The sequence below is a fragment of the Flavobacterium sp. GW823-FHT04A11 genome, assembly GCF_058796535.1.
Window position 1 is genome coordinate 1,397,824 of sequence record NZ_CM179503.1, and the last position, 20,138, is coordinate 1,417,961.

Genomic DNA, 20,138 nt, shown 5'->3' on the forward strand with positions numbered 1-20,138 from the left:
ATTACAATTTCTTGTTTATTTGAATCGAAATTCCGCCCGAAACAATATCTTTACATAAAAATATAACAATTTTAACTAAAAAAGTTACAATGACAACAATAGCATCGCAATTTGGAATGAATGAGGCTCTGGATAAATTGGGCATCAAATTGATAAATGAAGGAACATCAACTGGTATAAATAATTTTTCTTCCGGAGAAATTTTAGATAGTTTTTCACCGGTTGACGGAAAATTGATTGCTTCGGTAAAAATGTCAACACAGGAAGATTATAAAAAAGTAATGCAGGCTGCAACAGAAGCTTTCAAGACTTTTCGTTTAATTCCTGCTCCGCAACGTGGAGAAATTGTACGACAGTTTGGAGAAAAATTACGTCAGAATAAAGAAGCGCTTGGTAAATTGGTTTCTTATGAAATGGGAAAATCATTGCAGGAAGGTTACGGAGAAGTTCAGGAAATGATCGATATCTGCGATTTTGCTGTTGGTTTATCCAGACAATTACACGGATTAACGATGCATTCTGAACGTCCCGGACACCGTATGTATGAGCAATATCATTCATTAGGAGTTGTTGGAATTATTTCGGCATTTAATTTTCCTGTTGCAGTTTGGTCTTGGAACACTGCTTTGGCATGGATTTCAGGAGATGTTTGCGTTTGGAAACCTTCTGAAAAAACGCCATTATGCGGAATCGCTTGTCAAAATATAATTGCTCAGGTTATTAAAGAAAATAATTTACCGGAAGGTATTTCATGTTTGATTAATGGCGATTATCAAATAGGAGAATTGATGACTGCTGATGTCAGAATTCCGTTAATCTCTGCAACTGGTTCAACCCGAATGGGGAAAATCGTAGCGCAAAAAGTGGCAGCACGTTTAGGAAAATCACTTTTAGAATTAGGCGGAAACAACGCCATAATTGTTACTCCGGATGCTGATATAAAAATGACGGTTATCGGAGCTGTTTTTGGAGCTGTTGGAACTGCCGGACAGCGTTGTACATCTACACGCCGATTGATTATTCACGAAAGTATTTATGATAAAGTAAAAGATGCATTAGTGGCAGCTTATAAACAATTACGAATAGGAAATCCGCTTGACGAAAACAATCACGTTGGACCATTAATCGATACGCATGCCGTTGAAATGTATGCAATTGCCCTAAATAAAGTTGTTGCCGAAGGCGGAAAAATTCTGGTTGAAGGCGGTGTGCTTTCTGGAGAAGGTTACGAAAGCGGCTGTTATGTAAAACCAGCAATTGCCGAAGCTCAAAATTCATTTGCAATCGTACAGCATGAAACATTTGCGCCGGTTTTATATCTGATTAAATATTCGGGAGATGTTGACAATGCAATCGAAATTCAAAATGGAGTAGGACAGGGATTATCATCGGCAATTATGACAAATAATCTTCGTGAAGCCGAAAGATTTTTATCTGTTGTTGGTTCTGACTGCGGAATTGCAAACGTAAATATCGGAACTTCCGGAGCAGAAATTGGTGGTGCTTTTGGTGGCGAAAAAGAAACCGGAGGCGGTCGCGAATCTGGTTCTGATGCTTGGAAAATTTACATGCGTCGTCAAACCAATACAATCAATTATACAACGAGTTTGCCATTGGCACAAGGAATCAAATTTGATTTGTAACTAATGTTTATATAAATAAAAAAGGCTTCCATATTTGGAAGCCTTTACTTTTTAGAATTAGATTCTTATTATTTTTTAATAATTGTTTGATTGAAAGAGCCATCAGCTGTGAAGACTTTTGCTAAATAAGTTCCAGAGTTTAATTGACTAATATCTGTACTTTCACTTCCTTTCTGAATCGTTTTTACAAGGGATCCGAAAATGTTATAAATCAAAACTTTTTCTACTTTCTGATTTGAATCAGATAAATATAAAGTACCTGATGCCGGATTTGGATATAAAAATGCTTTTGCTTCAGTTTCGTCTATGATTTCTGTTTTGGCCACACGAAGCGTACCCGAATTATAAACAGTACTCATATAAAATAAATTAGCGGTATCTTTTTTGGTTATTGTATGACTTCCAGCGGCAAGTGAAACGGTTATGATTCCTCCAGAAGCAGTTTTATCTACATTATCAACTTTAATGGTTCCTGCTGATTCAACAAAAACCAAAGTAAGCGTACTTGGCTGAGTTGTTGTAAAAGTAATGCTTGTAGCAGATTCAATTTTAAGACATTGTGTTAATGTTAAACCATTGTAAGTTACCGTTCCTTTTGATGTAGAAAGATTTCCTGTTATGGTATAAAAAGAACTCGTTTTTCCTGAAGTTGTAAAATTATGGATTTCATTTCCTGCTGGTGTTCCCGTTGTTACAGTTATAGTTCCTGATCCTGTTGCAGGAGAACCTGATGTTCCTGTTGTAGCAATAGAATAAGATACTGTAGCTGTTGGTGTTCCGCTAATTGTAATTGTTTTTGCGGTTGTATTTTTCACAAAACTAATTCCTGAAGCCGGCAATCCTGTTACAGTTGCATCAGTTGCAGTTCCTCCCCAAGTATATACAATTGAAGCTATAGCTGTTCCGTTTGCAACAGTTTGATTGTTGTTTGTAGGAGACGTTAATGTTTGCGATCCCGCTGCTGTAACAGTTATCGTTCCTGATCCTGTTGCAGGCGTTCCTGCAGTTCCTGTTGTAGCAACAGAATAAGAAACCGTTGCTGTTGGAGTTCCTGTAATTGTGATCGTTTTAGCGGTTGTGTTTTTTACAAAGCTAATTCCTGATGCAGGTAATCCCGTAACAGTGGCATCGGTTGCATCTCCACCCCAAGTGAAAACAATAGAAGCAATAGCAGTTCCGCTCGTAACGGTTTGGCTGTTGTTTGCTGTTGATGTTAACGTTTGGTTGCTTGTTGGAGGATTTCCTTCGCCTTGCACTGCAACTAATGTTCCTGTATAATTGGTAAGTGCAGATTTTAAAGCTGTAATGACAAGTGAAGAAGTATCATCTGTGGCATTGTTAAATGTCCATTTTAAATCACCTCCGGAAACACGTCCTGCATATTGTGTTGTTTTAGTTTTCGCGGCAGCGGGCTGATCTACGACTAAATTTTTAACATATAAAGAAGCATCAGTGTCGAAATTATTATAAGTGTTTGCACCAGATTTTGATTTAACGGCACTACTTACAGTTTCTCCTCTTGTTGTGGCTACATAAGCATCAAAATCTGTTGTTGAATTAATTTTTCCTGCAATGTTATATAATGGATTCGGATCATTGTAAGCCACAAAACGCATATTATTTGTTCCGTTTGAAGCATCAAAAGTATTGTTGAATGCTTTAATTGAACCTCCCGCTTCTCCGGAAAATGTTCCCATTGTTCCGGCGTTGTTTACCTGATTTGCTTCATCCCAAATGTCAGTTCCTTGTAAAGAAGTCATCATTGGATGTTTACTGTTACGGAAATAATTCCCTTCTACGAAAAGCGATGATCCCAAAGTTGAACCTGCACCATATTTTGAAACTCCGTCAAAATAATTGTTGTAAACGTGTGTTGTATAATAGCGAACACGCGGATGACGTGAATCAGAATGGTCAAACCAGTTGTGATGGTAAGTAATGTATAAACCAGTTGTAGTTCCTTCACTTAATCCTAAAAGACTGGCTTTTCCGTTGTCCCAAAAGTGATTGTATGACAACGTAATATAAGTTGATGATTTATTATCCAATGCTCCATCACCTTTAATCTGGTCCGCATCACTTCCGGCATTTCCATAGAATAAATCACAGTTGTGAACCCAAACGTGGTCATTATCCTGCTGCATTCCAACATTATCACCGGCCGTACTGTTGCAATTCATAAAACCAAGATTGCTAACTTCGATATTTGATGCCGATTTAAGGCGAACTCCCCATCCATTAGCAACAGCATCTGTTCCAACGCCTTCAATAGTTACGTAGCTTGCTGCATTATTAGCATTTTCAATAACAACGTCTCCGCCTTCCATTACGGTCATATCAGTGATATTTCCGATTAAACGAAAAATAAACGGACGTGTATCTTTTCCTTTTTTAATGGCGTACAGAATATTTTGTAAGCCAACACAAGGATTTGCGCTCGCCCCTGTAATATTCATAGATACAGTATTTTTGGTGTTTTGTGTAATGTAAACGATTACGGCATTGTCTTTTGGAGTTCCATCAGCTTTGTAACCTCCTGGAACACGTCCGCTTTCAAATGCAAAACCGTTACGGTCTTGTGCAACTGCAGTCAGAGTGCCAGTTGTTGTTCCGGTTCCTTCAACGCCTGAAATTACAGGTTTTATTTTAACAGTGTAAGTACCGGCTTTTAGTCCAGGAATGTCGGCACGAAAATAGCTCCCATAACTGCGAATAAGCTGATCGTCAATTTTTTTGTCAGTAACACCGTTTCCTGTATAATACACATTGTAAGTTTGTGCATTGCTTACAGGCTGCCATGTTACAAAAACCGATTCAAGCCAGCCCGTGGCTTCGGTAATTGACTGTGCCCAAGTTTGGACACAAATTAACAGAAAAACTAAAAATAGTAAGTTTTTTTTCATAATGTTTGATTTAAGTTAGTAAAATAAATTTTGTGGTTATTTAACTATTACAAAAAGTGGTTTTATTGTAATCGATTACACAAAAATAAATAAAATTTCGATATTCAAAATTATTTTACAATAAAAAAACATATATAATAAAAAAACAATAGTTAATTTAGTTATTTTGTAATAAATTGCATTAAATGTAATTTATTACATATTTAAGTAAAACTTTGGGAAGTATTATTTTTACTACAGTTTCGAGTTTTTAAATTTTTCAATTTCGAACTTGGGAAGTATGATTTGGAATGTTTTAGGAATAAACGGAAGCTTAATTAAAATAAAAGAAAAATACTGTTAATTTTATATATTTTTGTGCTTCAAAAGAATATAAGCAATATTTGTTATTGAATAAACCATTTAAAAAATATGCTAAAGAACCTTCCTAGAGATATTTTAAAAGAGAATTTGAACCTTTTGCAGAATACTTTTATTTGATTTTACGTGAAGTTTTTGCAATAAAAAAGCCTTTTTGAATTTCAAAAAGGCTTCTGTTTTTATATGTCGAAAGAATTAATTTTTACTTGAAAGTTTTGATAAAAGTCTTATGAATTCGATGTATAACCAAACTAAAGTTATCATTAATCCCATTGCACCGTACCATTCCATAAATTTTGGCATTCTTTGTTGTACTCCTTTTTCGATTTGATCAAAATCTAAGAATAAGTTCAGGGCAGCGATGATAATTACAAAAACACTAATTCCAATACTCATCATCCCATTTCCATAATGAACAGGAGTGAAGTTAAAAATCAATGAAGCCAGCCATGAAATTAAATAATAAGTTGCAATGGCTAAAGTAGCTGCAATAACTACTGATTTAAATTGCTCTGTAACTTTTACGATTTTAAATTTATAAAGGCCAAGACAAACTAAGAAAGTAACTAAAGTCGCTCCAATAGCGTTAATTACAATTCCCGGATACATGGCTTCGAAAATTGCAGAGATTCCACCAATAAATAATCCTTCAAACAAGGCATAACCCGGAGCTAAATAAGGAGAGTATTGTGGTTTGAATGCCGAAATGATAACTAAAATAAGGCCTACAATCGCACCTCCAATTGTTGGAAGCATTGCATTCATTCCGTTAAATGCCATCCACCATGTCACCATAGCAGCTCCACATAATATTAGGAATAAAATAGCCGTTTTGTTGATTGTACCCGAAATACTCATTTCCTGATTGTAATCAATAATTTGTGCTTCGTGTACTTCCTGAGCTTTTGACACAGCATTTGATGAAAAACGCTTGTTGCTTAAAAATGGATTTTTTGAATTGAAGTTCATAGTTTAAAACATTTAATTGTATCCAAATATATGGAGTTTTTTTGAGGTGCAATTACTTCTGTATTTTTTTTAACATGATTTTTTCTTCTGAAATAAAGCAGCCTTAAATAAAAAATCCACCCGCTTGTGACGGATGGATTTATCTGTATTTTGAGTTGATTTTTTTTAATTTAATAAATCTAAAACCAATGATGGAAATAAACCTAAAGCAATATTTAAAACAATTGAAATTATAGCAACTGCGTAAATAAGAAAAGGTTTTCCGGTACGCTCTTCATTAGGTTCTTTAGAATACATTGCCAAAATTAATTTGAAATAATATCCAACACTAATAATCGAGTTGATTACCGCAACAATTACTAAAGCAATATATCCGGCCTGAATAGTTTGATCAAACAAGAATAATTTAGCAAAGAATCCGGAGAAAATTGGAATACCGGCCATTGACAGTAATGACCCTGTAAGAATTGCTGCTAACAACGGGTTTGTTTTTCCTAAACCATGAAAATTCGTAATGTCTTCATTTTCCTGATTTTTGCACACATATAAAACAACGCTAAAAGCTGCAATTCCGGCTAATGAATAAGCCGCTGTATAATATAATAATACACCTGCAGAAGTTGCTACAGTTAATAATGTCATTAACATAAAACCTGCATGTGAAATTCCTGAAAAGGCTAACATACGTTTTACATTTACCTGACGTAATGCCATGATATTTCCAACGGTCATCGAAGCGATCGAAATAATAACGACAATAGTTTCAAAAGTTCCCAAAAGATCCTGATTATCCAGAGACGGAACAAAATTTAATGCTGAAACTAATTTATATAATGTAGCGATGGCTACTACTTTAGCTAAAGTACTCATTAAGGCAGTAGTTAATGCTGGAGATCCTTCGTAAACATCTGGAGCCCAAAAGTGAAACGGAACTGCTGCTACTTTAAATAACATTCCGATTATCATTAAGATCATTCCAATAGGAAACCAGATTGGCAACTCTGCAGATAAAGAACTTTCATGAATTTCAGCTATATCAAAAGTTCCCATTGCTCCGTATATCAAACAAATTCCGAATAAAATAATACCGGAAGCAAAAGATCCCATCAGGAAATATTTCATACCTGCTTCGTTACTTTTTAAATTTAAACGGTCACTTGCTGCTAAAACATACAATGAAATAGATAAAATTTCGATTCCTAAGAAAAACATAGCTAAGTTTCCAAAAGAAACCATCGCAACTCCTCCGGCTAATAAAAAGATTTTTATTGCAATAAAATCTGAGATTTTAGTTTGATGATTTTCGTAAAAATTATGACTTAAGGCTACCAGAAATATGGTTAAAACAATAAACAATGATGAAAAAGCAGTTGAGAATTTACTCACTGTAATCATATTGTTATAGTAACTTGCTGTTGATCCAAATTCATAATAATTAAGTGCCAAAACACCCAATAAACCAATAATGGTAATTGGTACGATGGCCTTTCTTAAATTAAGAATTTCAAACAATAGGCAGAAAATACCCAATCCTGTTATAGCTATTAATGTATTCATTTTTGTTTGTTTGATTTAGGTAACCGACAATTAATGACGCCCTAATTTATTTTATTTAAAATATTAATTTTTATTGATAACGTTTAGAATTGTTTCTAAACTTGGTGTAATCAAATCTGTAATTGGTTTTGGATAAAATCCGAAGAAGATTAAAACCGCAATAATCACGACCAATGAAATACCTTCATTAACAGAAACATCTGCAAAAGTTTTTGAATTTGTTTCTCCCAACATTACATTTTGAAACATTTTAAGCATATAGTAAGCTCCTAAAATAATTGTAGTTCCGCCTAAAACAGCAAACCAGACATTAATTTGAGAAAGGCTGTATAAAACGGTAAACTCTCCAACAAAGTTAAAAGTACTTGGTAAAGCAACTGAAGCCAATACCAAAATTAAAAACATAGAAGTAAATTTTGGAGACTGAATACGAATTCCGCCCATCTCGCTAATTTCTCTCGTTTCAAATCTTCTGAAGATAATTTCAGCAGCAAAGAATAATCCAACTACAACAAAACCGTGAGCAATCATTTGTAAAACAGCTCCACGTAAACCATCAATTGTTAATGTATAACTTCCTGCAGCGATTAATCCAACGTGCGCAAGAGAAGAATAAGCTAATAATTTCTTTAAATCTTTTTGTCTTAAAGCAACAATAGATCCGTAGATAACTCCGGCAATTCCTAACGCAATAAAAATATTCATGTATTCTTTTGCAGCAAGAGGCGCAATTGGCAATTGCCAGCGAATAACACTATATAATCCCATTTTTAACATGATACCGGATAAAAGCATTGTTCCAACAGTTGGTGCTTTTTGGTATACACTTGCCTGCCAGGTGTGGAAAGGAATAATTGGAATTTTAATTGCATAAGCAAAAAAGAAAGCAAGAAAAATCCAGAATTGCTCACAAGCAGATAAATTCAGGTTATATAAATCGTCAATAAGGAAACTTTTTGCTTTTGTATATAAATAGATAAAGGCAACAAGCATAAATAAAGATCCTGCAAGCGTGTAGATAAAGAATTTAACTACTGCTTTTCTGCGTTCTTCTGCATCGCCATTACCCCAAATAAGAGCAATAAAGTAAATAGGAATAAGAGATAATTCCCAAAAAATATAATATAATAAACCATCGCCGGCAAGGAAAGTTCCTGTCATAGCAAAGGCCATAAATAAAATTAAAGCATAAAATCCTTTGGCATTTTTATATTCGTTACCAAAAGAGGAAAATATAATAATTGGCGTTAAGGCAACGGTTAATAATAGCATTGCCATTGCTAATCCATCAGCATTTAAAACAAATGAAATTTTTGGCTGCGTAATCCAGGCATTTATTACGCTAATATTTTCGCCTGCACAGAAATGATTTAATAATACAACCGAACAACCTAAAGCCGCTAAGCTAAAGAACAAAGCTACTTTAGATGCTAGTTTGTCACCAACAAAATAAGTGGCAAATGCACCAATTAAAAGAATAATTAATATAAGAGAAACGTTCATAGTTGTAAAATTATTTAGCTAAAAATATATAGGAAACAATGGCGCAAAGACCCAAAACAAAGGCAAAAAGATATAATCCGATACTTCCGTTTTGTAATTTTTTACCTTGAAAACCTATTTCATTGGTTACTTTTCCTAATCCGAAAACAAGTGCTGATAAACCTGTTTCAATACTGTCTCTAAAGAATCTTGATAATGCATTTATTGAACGAACAAAAAGTGCATCATAAGCTTCATCAACATAATATTTGTTGTAAAGTACCTTAGTCAGACCCGTAATGTTTTCATCAGATTCCGGAACATTATCTTGTTTGAAGTATTTGATGTAAGCAATTAAAATACCTAATAAACCACCTAAAACTGCAACTCCCATAAGAGTATATTCTGTTGTCCCTAAATGATGTTCTTCTCCTGCCACTTTCGTGAAAAGCGGAGCTAGATACTCATTTAACCAACTGTTTCCAGGTAAACTAATTACCCCGCCAAAAGTAGCCAGAACAGCTAAGATCATTAAAGGGAAAGTAATCAATCCGTCACTTTCATGTAAATGATGTTTTTGTTCTTCAGTTCCTCTAAAATCTTTGAAGAAAGTAAGGAACATCAATCTGAACATGTAAAAAGCCGTCATTATAGAAGCAATAGATCCAACTACATAAAGTGGAATGCTATGGTGGAAAGCTGTTAATAAAATTTCATCCTTAGAGAAAAAACCAGAGAAAAACGGTACACCTGAAATTGCTAATGATGATACTAACATTGTCCAGAAAGTGATTGGCATTGCTTTACGCAAACCACCCATTTTACGCATATCCTGTTCTCCGTGCAATCCGTGAATAACAGATCCTGATCCTAAGAATAAACAAGCTTTAAAGAAAGCGTGTGTGATAACGTGGAAAACGGCAACTTCATAAGCACCAAATCCTAACGCTAAAAACATTAATCCTAATTGAGAAACTGTAGAGTAGGCTAAAACCTTTTTAATATCTGTCTGAACTAAACCAATTGTTGCCGCAACTAATGAAGTGATAGCTCCAATAACAGCAATAACAGTTTGAACATCCGGTGCTAAATCAAATACAAAGTTTAATCTTGTTACCATAAAAATACCAGCAGTAACCATCGTTGCAGCGTGAATCAATGCAGAAACCGGTGTTGGTCCAGCCATCGCATCTGGTAACCACGTGTATAACGGAATTTGAGCAGATTTACCACAAGCTCCAATAAATAAGCATAAAGCAGCTAATGAAAGTAATGGTAAATTAAGATTTGTTGCTCCGGCAATTGCAGTTTTTAAAGTTGCATAATCTAAAGTCGAGAACATTGAACCAATAATGAACATTCCGATTAATAAACCTAAATCTCCAATTCTGTTCATGATGAAAGCTTTTTTCGCAGCGTCGTTGTAATCCTGGTTTTTATACCAAAATCCAATTAATAAATACGAACAAAGTCCAACACCTTCCCAGCCAATAAATAATACTAATAAATTACTTCCAATTACAAGCGTAATCATGAAAAACACAAACAAATTCAAATAAGAAAAGAATTTGTGGATATTCTCATCATCGTGCATGTAACTAATAGAATATAAGTGGATCAAAGAACCAATACCGGTTACAAAAAGCAACCAAAGCAATGATAACTGATCTAATAAGAATCCAAGATTGATGTGAAGATTACTAATCTGAATCCAGTCAAATAAAGTGATTTGAATGGCTTTTTCAGTTTGAGTAATTTGGTTGAAAAAGAATAATGTCACAGCAAATGAAACCGCCACTGCTACAGTGCCAATAATTCCCGAAACTGTTTTTCCTAAACTTTTTCCAAAGAAAACATTTATTAAAAATCCTAAAAAAGGAGCTAATACTAAAACTAAAGCTAAATTGGTATCCATTTCCATTTATCCTTTTAAATTTTTTAAATTATCGATACTAATCGAACCTAAATTTCTAAAGATCGAAACTAAAATAGCCAATCCAACTGCAACTTCTGCTGCAGCAACTGCCATCGAGAAGAACACAAAAACTTGTCCTTGTGCATCTTGATGATAAGTTGAAAAAGCAACAAATAAAAGGTTAACAGCATTTAACATGATTTCGATAGACATGAAAACGATAATAGCATTTCGTCTGTACAATACACCAAAAATACCAATACAGAAAAGTACAACACTTAAAAAGATGTAGTTTTCAATACCTATTTGATTTAATATATTACCCATTATTTATTTAATTTTTCTTTTTTAGACAATAGTACCGTTCCAATCATCGCAACCAAAAGCAAGATTGATGCAAATTCAAAAGGAACCATATATTCGTTCAATAATATTTTACCTAATACTTTTATAGATTGAAAATCTTCACCTGTTGAATCGTAAGCTCCAACAATTGGTTTTGAATTAATAAAGATGGCAATCAATACAATGCAAATCAAACAGAAAGAAACAATCGCACCCAAACGCGTAATTCTGGGTCTGTGTACCTGATGGCGTTCGTTAAGATTCATCAACATAATCGTAAACAGGAACAAAATCATAATTGCTCCGGAATAAACTATAAGATGTACTATAGCTAAAAATTGAGAGTTTAAAAGTAAATAGTGACCAGCAATCGAGAAAAAACAAATCACTAAATAAATAGCACTATGAATTGGGTTTCTGCTAAAAATGGTCAAAAATGCGGTAATCACCGTAATAAACGCTAAGAAACAAAATATAATTTGTACAGTTGTTGCGTGTGCAAAATCAGGAATATGTATCATTTAGTTCGCATTATTAAGTTGAGCATTTTTGATTGCCACATCAAGAGGCATTACTAATCTGTCTTTTCCAAAAATGAAATCTTCTCTTTCGTAGCTGGCAGGTACTAATACTTTTGAAGTAGTCAAATAAATGGCATCTTTCGGGCAAGCTTCTTCGCATAAACCACAAAAAATACAACGCAACATATTAATTTCATAAATAGAAGCATATTTCTCTTCTCTGTACAAATGTTTTTCGTCAGCTTTACGCTCAGCAGCTTTCATCGTGATAGCTTCTGCAGGACATGACAAAGCACATAATCCACAAGCTGTACAGTTTTCACGACCTTGTTCATCACGTTTCAACTGATGTTGACCACGATAAACAGGACTCATTTCACGTACTTGTTCAGGATAGTGAATCGTCACTTTTTTTCTGAATAAGTGCTTGACCGTGATAATCAATCCTTTCACAATCGCCACAAGATACAATCGCTCTAAAAAGGTCATCTCTTTATTTGAGACCATCTTTTTTCTACCCGATAATGATATAGTTTCTATCGACATTTTTAATGTATGATTTACAATTTATAATTTGACGGTAAAATCAAATCTAAATTTATTTTATTTTTTATTTGAAGCTAATCCTGCTATCCGCTATATCTTTTATCCGCCGCGGCGGAATAAAAGGATGCCGCTTCTATCAGGGCTAGGGCACTAAGGTTCTAAAATCCTAAAAAGGCAGCAATATCATGTCTTAAAATAACAGCACCTGTAATCATGATATTGATAATGGAAAGCGGAATTAAAATTCTCCATCCCAAATTCATCAATTGGTCATATCTAAATCTTGGAATTGTCCAACGCACCCACATATAGAAGAATATGAAGAAACATATTTTTACAAATAATACTCCAATTCCTAAAATGTTAGCCGTATTTACACCTACATTTTCAACCATCCATTGCATTCCGGGATAATTATAACCTCCAAAAAACAATACGGAAATAATAGTAGCAGAGATAAACATATTTGCATATTCAGCAAATAAGTAGAATCCCATTTTCATAGATGAATATTCTGTATGGTAACCACCAATCAACTCAGATTCACATTCTGCCAAGTCAAAAGGAGTTCTGTTTGTTTCTGCAAAAGCACAAATTAGGAAGATCAGGAAAGATAATGGCTGGTAAAAAACATTCCAATTCATTCCTGCTTGTTGCATTGAAATTTCTTTTAAGCTTAAAGTTCCTGTCATCATCAATAAGGCAATCATTGATAATCCCATAGCAACTTCATAAGAAACCATTTGCGAAGCCGCACGAACAGCTCCCATCAATGAAAATTTATTGTTAGATGCCCATCCACCAATCATGATTCCGTAAACTCCAACTGAAACAACGCCAAAAAAGTATAGTAATCCAATATTGATATCTGTAGCCTGTAAAAGAACATCTCTTCCAAAAACATGTAATCTGTCTCCCCACGGAATTACAGCACTTGTCATTAAAGCAGTACTCATTGCAATTGCAGGACCCACAATAAATAAAAATCGGTTAGGAGTATTTGGGAAAAATTCTTCTTTTGAGAATAATTTCATACCATCAGCAAGAGGTTGTAATAATCCTCCCCATCCGGCACGGTTTGGTCCTACACGGTCTTGTAAAAATGCTGCAACTTTACGCTCAGCCCAGGTAGAATACATGGCCATAATCATTGTCACGGCAAAAACCACAACAATTACAACACTTTTTTCTATAATAAATGCACCATCGACCATCGTTAAGAATTTTTGTTGTTAGTGTTTAATGGAATTTCAGCCATACTAATTTTTTTACGGTCGATATCTCTTCCTAAAAGGATATTTTTTTCTGTATCGATTTCTACTTTCTCTAATTTTTGAGTGTAGTTATTTTGATTGATAACAGAATCTTTTTCAAATTCTCTTGGTCCTTCAATAACCCAGTCATTTACATTTTTGTGGTCAAAACGGCAAGAGTTGCAGATGAATTCTTCCACTTCATGATATTCGTCTTTACGACCGGTAACACGTTGAATTTCTCCACCAAACATCCAAACTGTTGTTTTTCCACAACATCCCGGAGTTGTACATTCTCTGTGTGCGTTATAAGGTTTGTTAAACCAAACTCTTGATTTAAAACGGAAAGTTTTATCTGTCAATGCTCCAACAGGACAAACATCAATCATGTTTCCTGAGAATTCATTGTCAATAGCTTTTGAGATTCCGGTTGAAATATTAGCGTGATCACCACGATCTAATACTCCGTGAACTCTGTTGTCTGTCAATTGATCTGCAACTTGTACACATCTTTGGCATAAAATACAACGGTTCATATGCAGTTGAATATTTGGACCGATATCTTCCGGTTCAAATGTTCTTTTTTCTTCAATAAAACGTGATTTCGGATTTCCGTGTTCGAAACTTAAGTTTTGTAAATCACACTCACCGGCCTGATCACAAATTGGACAATCAAGTGGGTGATTGATTAATAAAAATTCAGTAACAGATTTGCGGGCTTCGTTTACTCTGTCAGAAGATTTACTGTTTACTTCCATTCCGTCCATACATCCTGTTACGCAAGATGCCATCAATTTTGGCATTGGTCTTGGGTCAGCTTCACTTCCTTTAGAAACTTCAACTAAACAACAACGACATTTACCGCCGCTCCCTTTTAATTTTGAGTAATAGCACATGGCTGGCGGTACTAAATCTCCACCAATCATACGTGCAGCCTGCAGGATCGTTGTTCCTGGCTCTACGTCTATACTTTGACCGTCTATGGTTACTTTCATCTCTTATTGATTTGAATGTTGAAAGTCGGAATATTCAAAAGAATTGCTGTCCTTTTTGATATCATTAACTTTATAACTTTCTGCTTATATTTTTAACTATTTGAAATGCTCATTATATAATATTATTACTTCTTCCATTTGACCCAATTTATAATTATTATTTGAATCTATCCATTTTTCATATAATTCAGGATAATCAATTATAAATGCTGCAAACTTTTTTCGGGTACTAAACCCTGTCATTTCTACAAGTTTTCCATCTTTTAAAACGTAAGGTTCTTGTAATGGAAATCCTCCTTGAAGGTTTCCCTTGTATAAAATATAATAAGATATTTTTCCTTTAATTTTTTCATGAAAAAAATGATCTTTATCTTCGGCTAAACTCACAAATTTATAATCTCCTTGTTTCGGACCAGTAATAAAAACAGTTTTTAATTCTGAAGGCATATATTTTACCTTTTCTCCGTTTTCTTTGTAGATTTTTGCTCTCTTACTAATTCCTGCATCATAGAATAAGGTATTATCGAAGATATTCATATCTAATGAAAATTTGCATTTTATAGTATCATTAGCATTTGTTACGACATACCCATTGAATCTTTGAGCATTAGTAACTACACTTAAAAAGACAAATAAAAATGTAAAAATTCTTTTCATATTTTATATGATTACTTTACCACCTACTAAATGTTTCACTTGCGAGAAAGGTTCAGCAACAAAATGATCTCTGTGTTTTATTTTTTCAGGAAAACGAACATGGTATTCAAATTCATCTCTAAAGTGACGAATCGCTGCTGCTACCGGCCACGATGCTGCATCACCAAGTGGACAAATCGTGTTTCCTTCAATTTTACTTTGAATACTCCACAACAATTCGATATCTTCTTCACGTCCCTGACCGTTTTCAATTCTCCATAAGATTTTTTCTAACCACCCAGTTCCTTCACGACAAGGAGTACATTGTCCGCAAGATTCGTGGTGGTAAAAACGAGCAAAGTTCCAGGTGTTTCTTACCACACATGCAGTGTCATTGTAAACGATAAATCCTCCGGAACCTAGCATCGATCCGGTAGCAAAACCACCATCACTTAAAGATTCGTAAGTCATTAAACGATCTTCGCCGTTTGCTGTTTTGAAAATTAATTCAGCCGGTAAAATTGGCACCGAAGATCCTCCGGGTACAAAAGCTTTCAAAGGTCTGCTTGAAGACATTCCTCCTAAATATTCATCAGAATTCATGAATTCGTCAACACTTAGTCCTAATTCAATTTCGTAAACACCAGGATTTTTAATGTGTCCTGAAGCAGAAATTAATTTAGTTCCTGTTGAACGGCCAATTCCAATTTTAGCGTAATCATCACCAGAATTGTTGATAATCCAAGGCACAGTTGCGATAGTTTCTACGTTATTTACTACCGTTGGATTAGCCCAAAGTCCTGAAACCGCAGGAAATGGTGGTTTAATACGAGGATTTCCTCTTTTACCTTCTAGTGATTCTATAAGTGCAGTTTCTTCTCCACAAATATAAGCTCCGGCTCCACAGTGAACGTGTAATTCTAAATCGTAACCTGTTCCTAATATATTTTTTCCTAACCAACCCGCAGCTCTTGCCTCGTTGATTGCTCTTTCTAAAATTTTGAAAACCCACATATATTCTCCACGAATGTAGATATATGATAAGTTAGCGCCTAAGGCAAAACTTGAAGTAATCATTCCTTCGATCAGTAAGTGAGGAATAAATTCCATCAAATAACGATCTTTAAAAGTTCCTGGTTCAGATTCGTCGGCGTTGCAAACTAAATGTCTTGGTTTTCCTGATTTTTTATCAATAAAACTCCATTTCATTCCGGCAGGGAAACCCGCACCACCACGACCACGAAGACCTGATTTTTTTACTTCTTCAACAACTTCATCCGGAGTAAGTGTTTTTAAAGCTTTTTCTACTGAAGCGTAACCACCATTTTGACGATATACTTCGTAGGTTTTGATTCCGGGAATGTTGATTTTATCTAATAATATTTTTTGTGACATATTATTTATCGTGTAATATTATTTTATTATCTCTGCAGTCAGCGATTAACTGATCGATTTTTTCTTCTGTCAATTTTTCTTTGTAAAAATCACCTAATTGCATCATCGGAGCGTATCCGCAGGCGCCTAAACATTCTACACCGGCAATGGTAAACATTCCGTCCGGAGTTGTTTCTCCCATTTTAATGCCTAATTTTTCAGAAGTATAATCCATTAAGTTTTCGGCACCATTTAAACAACAACAAGAGGTCTGGCAAAATTCGAACATGTATTTTCCAATTGGTTTTTGGTTGTACATGGTATAAAAAGTAACCACTTCGTAAACCTCAATTGGTTTGATGTGCAAAATTTCGGCAACTTTATCCTGCAATTCAATGCTTAACCAGTTATCGTGTGCATCCTGCACTTCGTGCAAAACAGGCAATAAAGCTGATTTTCTTTTGTCTTCAGGATAATGACTGATTAATTCATTGATGCGGGACATCAATGCTTCAGTTATGTTTATTTCTTGTTTGTAATGTTTTCTTTCCATTCTTAATTTTAGATTTTAGATTTCTGATTTTAGATTTTTCAATCTTTGTCCGTAATCCGTATTCTGCAATCTTTTTTAATTTAGATTTTAGACTTCAGATTTTAGATTTTTCAATCTGCAATCAATAAATCTAAACTCTACAATTTTTTTATGCGTCTAATTCTCCTGCAATAACATTTAAACTTGATAAAATCACAATTGCATCAGATAATAAAGCGCCTTTGATCATTTCAGGATATGCCTGGTAATAAATAAAACAAGGTCTTCTGAAATGTAATCTATATGGAGTTCTGCTTCCGTCTGTAACTAAATAAAATCCTAGTTCTCCATTTCCTCCTTCAACAGGGTGATAAATTTCTGCAACTGGTACAGGAACTTCTCCCATTACAATCTTAAAGTGGTAAATTAAAGATTCCATCGAATTGTAAACATCTTCTTTTGGAGGAAGATAATAATCAGGAACTTCTGCATGATATTCATTTCCAGCCGGCATTTTATCCAAAGCCTGACGAATAATGCTTAAACTTTCCCAAACTTCAGCGTTACGAACACAGAAACGATCATAAGTATCACCTGATTTTCCAACAGGAACTACAAAATCGAAATCTTCGTAAGAAGAGTAAGGTTGTGCAACACGAACGTCATAGTCAACTCCGGCAGCACGTAAGTTTGGACCTGTAAATCCGTAAGCCATTGCCTGCTCTGCAGTAATTGCTCCTACGTTTACAGTTCTGTCAAGGAAGATTCTGTTTCTTTCGAATAGATTCACAAATTCTTGCCATGCAACAGGAAAATCTTTTAAAAAGACATCAAGTTTGCGGAAAGCTTCTGGTGACCAGTCTCTTTCGAAACCACCAATTCTTCCCATATTTGTTGTTAAACGAGCACCACAAATTTCTTCGTAAATCTCGTAAACTTTCTCTCTAAATTGAAAAACGTACAAGAAACCAGTATAAGCACCAGTATCTACACCTAGAATCGAGTTACAAATCAAGTGATCTGTAATACGCGCCAATTCCATTACGATAACTCTTAAATACTGCGCTCTTTTAGGAACTTCAATTCCTAATAGTTTTTCTATAGTCATCCACCATCCCATATTATTGATAGGAGAGGAGCAATAGTTCATACGGTCAGTAAGAGGTGTAATTTGATAAAAAGGACGATTTTCGGCAATTTTTTCGAAAGCTCTGTGGATGTAACCAATTGTAGGTTCAGCCTCAAGAATTCTTTCTCCATCCATCAACAGGATATTTTGAAAAATACCGTGAGTTGCCGGGTGTGTAGGACCTAAATTCAGCACTGAAAGCTCGCTTCCGTCTTCGTTTAGTTTCTCCTTAACTATTTTAGCATATCGATGCTCTGGTGGTAATAATAGTTCTGACATTTTATAATGTTGAATTATTTATTTTTTAGCAATTTGTTGTTGTTCTTCCAAAGAATCTGTCGTCCTTATCCGTTCTTCCGCTATCTTCCATTGGGAATTGTTTTCGCATTGGGAACGATACCATTTCATCCATATTCAAAATACGTTTCAATTGCGGGTGTCCAATAAAATTAACTCCGTAGAAATCGTACGTTTCTCTTTCCATCCAATTTGAACTTAAGAAAATATTTGAAATGGTTTTTATTTCTGGTTTTTCACCATTTAGGTATACTTTAATTTTGATACGTTTGTTTTCGTACCAGTTGTGTAAGTGATATACTATGGCAAATTGACGATCTGTTTCGTTGTCCGGGTAATGAATACCGCATAAATCTGTTAAGAAGTGAAAACGAAGATCAGAGTCGTTTTTCAAAAAAAGAATTAAAGCTGTGATTTTATCAGCGGTAGTTTCCAGTGAAAAAATATCTCTTTCTTCTTGAAAGTTAAAAACACTTGCGTCAAATGTTTCTGTAAGTTTATCCTGAATCAGGGTATTTTCTAAAGCCATTTTATGAAATGTTATAAGAAGCTAATAATTCTTGATATTCCGGAGAGCTTCTGCGTCTCACAGATTCGCTTTTTACCAATTCCTGAAGTTTCATTACACCATCAACAATTTGTTCTGGTCTTGGCGGACATCCCGGAACGTAAACGTCAACCGGAATTACTTTGTCAATTCCTTGTAAAACAGAATAAGTATCAAATACTCCTCCTGACGATGCACAGGCTCCAACAGCAATTACCCAGCGAGGTTCTGACATTTGTTCGTAAACCTGTCTTAAAATAGGCGCCATTTTTTTAGAAATAGTTCCCATTACCAATAACATATCTGCCTGACGAGGAGAGAAGCTCACACGCTCTGAACCAAATCTTGCCAAATCGTAATGAGAGGCCATTGTTGCCATGAATTCGATACCGCAACATGAAGTTGCGAAAGGCAATGGCCATAATGAGTTTGCTCTTGCTAAACCTACAACATCATTTAGTTTTGTAGCGAAGAAACCTTCTCCTACAACTCCTTCCGGCGGCGCAACCATATTTACATTTGAATCGCTCATTTTATTTAGATTTTAGATTTCTGATTTTAGATTTGGGTAAATCGTAAAAGGAAAAATCAATTAGTATCATTAAATCTTTTTATCTGAGAAATCTAAAATCTGAAATCTCAAATCATAATTGTTATTCCCAGTCTAATGCTTTCTTTTTGATGATATAGAAAAAACCAACTAAAAGCAGCGCCATGAAAACAATCATTTTTAGCATTCCTTCAATTCCAAGTTCTTTAAAGTTTACTGCCCAAGGATAAAGGAAAATTACCTCTACGTCAAACAAAACAAACAAAATAGCAACTAAGAAGTATTTTACTGAAAACGGAATACGGGCATTACCAACAGATTCAATTCCGCATTCGAAATTTTTATCTTTAGTTTCAGAAGTTCTTTTTGGTCCTAATTTTCCGGAAATGATGATAGTTCCTACCACAAAACCCACAGCCAGAATAAGCTGCATTAAAATAGGAAGATAGCTGTATTGATCAGATTGCATAAACTTAGGGTTTTTACTTAAAAAATGAGCCACAAAGATAGGTCTCAACTCTGTAAATCACAAGCTAAAAAAGGATTTAAGTGTGTAGCAAAAGGGTGAATAATTGTAATTTTTA

The 20,138-nt window shown here is 34.7% G+C and carries 18 protein-coding genes; 1 reads left to right on the top strand and 17 read right to left on the bottom strand.

Annotation, left to right across the window (positions count from 1 at the left end; genetic code table 11):
• Positions 1–89 precede the first annotated feature (89 nt).
• A complete protein-coding gene (gene amaB / locus AC3QL1_RS06115; RefSeq protein ID WP_492496015.1) occupies positions 90–1,643 on the top strand; it encodes an L-piperidine-6-carboxylate dehydrogenase in 1,554 nt (517 codons plus the stop codon).
• A 68-nt stretch (positions 1,644–1,711) separates the two neighbouring features.
• Here the strand turns inward: amaB and AC3QL1_RS06120 are convergent, their stop codons facing one another.
• From AC3QL1_RS06120 to AC3QL1_RS06200, 17 genes are all read right to left on the bottom strand, one after another.
• Positions 1,712–4,546, bottom strand: a complete 2,835-nt coding sequence (locus AC3QL1_RS06120; protein WP_492496017.1) for a pectate lyase family protein — start codon at positions 4,544–4,546, stop codon at positions 1,712–1,714.
• Between the two features lie 555 nt (positions 4,547–5,101).
• Positions 5,102–5,875, bottom strand: a complete 774-nt coding sequence (locus tag AC3QL1_RS06125; RefSeq protein ID WP_492496019.1) for a Bax inhibitor-1/YccA family protein — start codon at positions 5,873–5,875, stop codon at positions 5,102–5,104.
• 165 nt (positions 5,876–6,040) lie between these two features.
• Complete coding sequence (locus tag AC3QL1_RS06130) at positions 6,041–7,432, bottom strand: NADH-quinone oxidoreductase subunit N (RefSeq protein WP_492496021.1); 1,392 nt, start codon at positions 7,430–7,432, stop codon at positions 6,041–6,043.
• Between the two features lie 63 nt (positions 7,433–7,495).
• Positions 7,496–8,935, bottom strand: coding sequence for a complex I subunit 4 family protein (locus tag AC3QL1_RS06135; protein ID WP_492496023.1), 1,440 nt, complete (start codon positions 8,933–8,935; stop codon positions 7,496–7,498).
• A 10-nt stretch (positions 8,936–8,945) separates the two neighbouring features.
• The gene (nuoL, locus tag AC3QL1_RS06140) at positions 8,946–10,829 is read right to left on the bottom strand and encodes an NADH-quinone oxidoreductase subunit L (RefSeq protein ID WP_492496025.1); all 1,884 of its coding nucleotides are present in this window, start codon (positions 10,827–10,829) and stop codon (positions 8,946–8,948) included.
• Between the two features lie 6 nt (positions 10,830–10,835).
• Entirely contained in the window at positions 10,836–11,156 is a 321-nt protein-coding gene (nuoK, locus tag AC3QL1_RS06145; protein ID WP_017494599.1) for an NADH-quinone oxidoreductase subunit NuoK, read from the bottom strand.
• On the bottom strand, positions 11,156–11,695 hold the full coding sequence (locus AC3QL1_RS06150; RefSeq protein ID WP_127338241.1) for an NADH-quinone oxidoreductase subunit J family protein: 540 nt from the start codon (positions 11,693–11,695) through the stop codon (positions 11,156–11,158). Before AC3QL1_RS06150 ends, nuoK begins: the two co-directional genes overlap by 1 nt.
• Positions 11,696–12,241 carry a NuoI/complex I 23 kDa subunit family protein gene (locus AC3QL1_RS06155; protein WP_492496028.1) on the bottom strand — a complete coding sequence of 182 codons (546 nt, stop codon included), beginning with the start codon at positions 12,239–12,241 and terminating at the stop codon, positions 11,696–11,698.
• A 158-nt stretch (positions 12,242–12,399) separates the two neighbouring features.
• The gene (gene nuoH / locus AC3QL1_RS06160; protein ID WP_492496030.1) at positions 12,400–13,455 is read right to left on the bottom strand and encodes an NADH-quinone oxidoreductase subunit NuoH; all 1,056 of its coding nucleotides are present in this window, start codon (positions 13,453–13,455) and stop codon (positions 12,400–12,402) included.
• A gap of 2 nt (positions 13,456–13,457) precedes the next feature.
• Entirely contained in the window at positions 13,458–14,489 is a 1,032-nt protein-coding gene (locus AC3QL1_RS06165) for an NADH-quinone oxidoreductase subunit G (protein ID WP_492496032.1), read from the bottom strand.
• A gap of 96 nt (positions 14,490–14,585) precedes the next feature.
• On the bottom strand, positions 14,586–15,146 hold the full coding sequence (locus AC3QL1_RS06170; RefSeq protein WP_492496033.1) for a hypothetical protein: 561 nt from the start codon (positions 15,144–15,146) through the stop codon (positions 14,586–14,588).
• A gap of 3 nt (positions 15,147–15,149) precedes the next feature.
• A complete protein-coding gene (gene nuoF / locus AC3QL1_RS06175; protein ID WP_492496035.1) occupies positions 15,150–16,520 on the bottom strand; it encodes an NADH-quinone oxidoreductase subunit NuoF in 1,371 nt (456 codons plus the stop codon).
• A gap of 1 nt (position 16,521) precedes the next feature.
• On the bottom strand, positions 16,522–17,052 hold the full coding sequence (locus AC3QL1_RS06180; protein WP_492496037.1) for a complex I 24 kDa subunit family protein: 531 nt from the start codon (positions 17,050–17,052) through the stop codon (positions 16,522–16,524).
• Positions 17,053–17,200: 148 nt separating this feature from the next.
• Positions 17,201–18,439 carry an NADH-quinone oxidoreductase subunit D gene (locus AC3QL1_RS06185; RefSeq protein WP_492496039.1) on the bottom strand — a complete coding sequence of 413 codons (1,239 nt, stop codon included), beginning with the start codon at positions 18,437–18,439 and terminating at the stop codon, positions 17,201–17,203.
• 25 nt (positions 18,440–18,464) lie between these two features.
• Positions 18,465–18,986 (bottom strand): NADH-quinone oxidoreductase subunit C, encoded by a 522-nt coding sequence (locus AC3QL1_RS06190; RefSeq protein ID WP_492496041.1) that lies wholly within the window; start codon positions 18,984–18,986, stop codon positions 18,465–18,467.
• Position 18,987: 1 nt separating this feature from the next.
• Positions 18,988–19,536, bottom strand: coding sequence for an NADH-quinone oxidoreductase subunit B (locus AC3QL1_RS06195; RefSeq protein ID WP_115844259.1), 549 nt, complete (start codon positions 19,534–19,536; stop codon positions 18,988–18,990).
• Positions 19,537–19,657: 121 nt separating this feature from the next.
• Positions 19,658–20,023, bottom strand: coding sequence for an NADH-quinone oxidoreductase subunit A (locus AC3QL1_RS06200; protein WP_110346638.1), 366 nt, complete (start codon positions 20,021–20,023; stop codon positions 19,658–19,660).
• Between the last annotated feature and the right edge of the window lie 115 nt (positions 20,024–20,138).

Excerpts from the sequence above, each read along its gene's own strand:
- amaB (WP_492496015.1), top strand. The coding sequence starts at position 90 with ATGACAACAATAGCATCGCAATTTGGAATGAATGAGGCTCTGGATAAA.
- AC3QL1_RS06120 (WP_492496017.1), bottom strand. The coding sequence starts at position 4,546 with ATGAAAAAAAACTTACTATTTTTAGTTTTTCTGTTAATTTGTGTCCAA.
- AC3QL1_RS06125 (WP_492496019.1), bottom strand. The coding sequence starts at position 5,875 with ATGAACTTCAATTCAAAAAATCCATTTTTAAGCAACAAGCGTTTTTCA.
- AC3QL1_RS06130 (WP_492496021.1), bottom strand. The coding sequence starts at position 7,432 with ATGAATACATTAATAGCTATAACAGGATTGGGTATTTTCTGCCTATTG.
- AC3QL1_RS06135 (WP_492496023.1), bottom strand. The coding sequence starts at position 8,935 with ATGAACGTTTCTCTTATATTAATTATTCTTTTAATTGGTGCATTTGCC.
- nuoL (WP_492496025.1), bottom strand. The coding sequence starts at position 10,829 with ATGGATACCAATTTAGCTTTAGTTTTAGTATTAGCTCCTTTTTTAGGA.
- nuoK (WP_017494599.1), bottom strand. The coding sequence starts at position 11,156 with ATGGGTAATATATTAAATCAAATAGGTATTGAAAACTACATCTTTTTA.
- AC3QL1_RS06150 (WP_127338241.1), bottom strand. The coding sequence starts at position 11,695 with ATGATACATATTCCTGATTTTGCACACGCAACAACTGTACAAATTATA.
- AC3QL1_RS06155 (WP_492496028.1), bottom strand. The coding sequence starts at position 12,241 with ATGTCGATAGAAACTATATCATTATCGGGTAGAAAAAAGATGGTCTCA.
- nuoH (WP_492496030.1), bottom strand. The coding sequence starts at position 13,455 with ATGGTCGATGGTGCATTTATTATAGAAAAAAGTGTTGTAATTGTTGTG.
- AC3QL1_RS06165 (WP_492496032.1), bottom strand. The coding sequence starts at position 14,489 with ATGAAAGTAACCATAGACGGTCAAAGTATAGACGTAGAGCCAGGAACA.
- AC3QL1_RS06170 (WP_492496033.1), bottom strand. The coding sequence starts at position 15,146 with ATGAAAAGAATTTTTACATTTTTATTTGTCTTTTTAAGTGTAGTTACT.
- nuoF (WP_492496035.1), bottom strand. The coding sequence starts at position 16,520 with ATGTCACAAAAAATATTATTAGATAAAATCAACATTCCCGGAATCAAA.
- AC3QL1_RS06180 (WP_492496037.1), bottom strand. The coding sequence starts at position 17,052 with ATGGAAAGAAAACATTACAAACAAGAAATAAACATAACTGAAGCATTG.
- AC3QL1_RS06185 (WP_492496039.1), bottom strand. The coding sequence starts at position 18,439 with ATGTCAGAACTATTATTACCACCAGAGCATCGATATGCTAAAATAGTT.
- AC3QL1_RS06190 (WP_492496041.1), bottom strand. The coding sequence starts at position 18,986 with ATGGCTTTAGAAAATACCCTGATTCAGGATAAACTTACAGAAACATTT.
- AC3QL1_RS06195 (WP_115844259.1), bottom strand. The coding sequence starts at position 19,536 with ATGAGCGATTCAAATGTAAATATGGTTGCGCCGCCGGAAGGAGTTGTA.
- AC3QL1_RS06200 (WP_110346638.1), bottom strand. The coding sequence starts at position 20,023 with ATGCAATCTGATCAATACAGCTATCTTCCTATTTTAATGCAGCTTATT.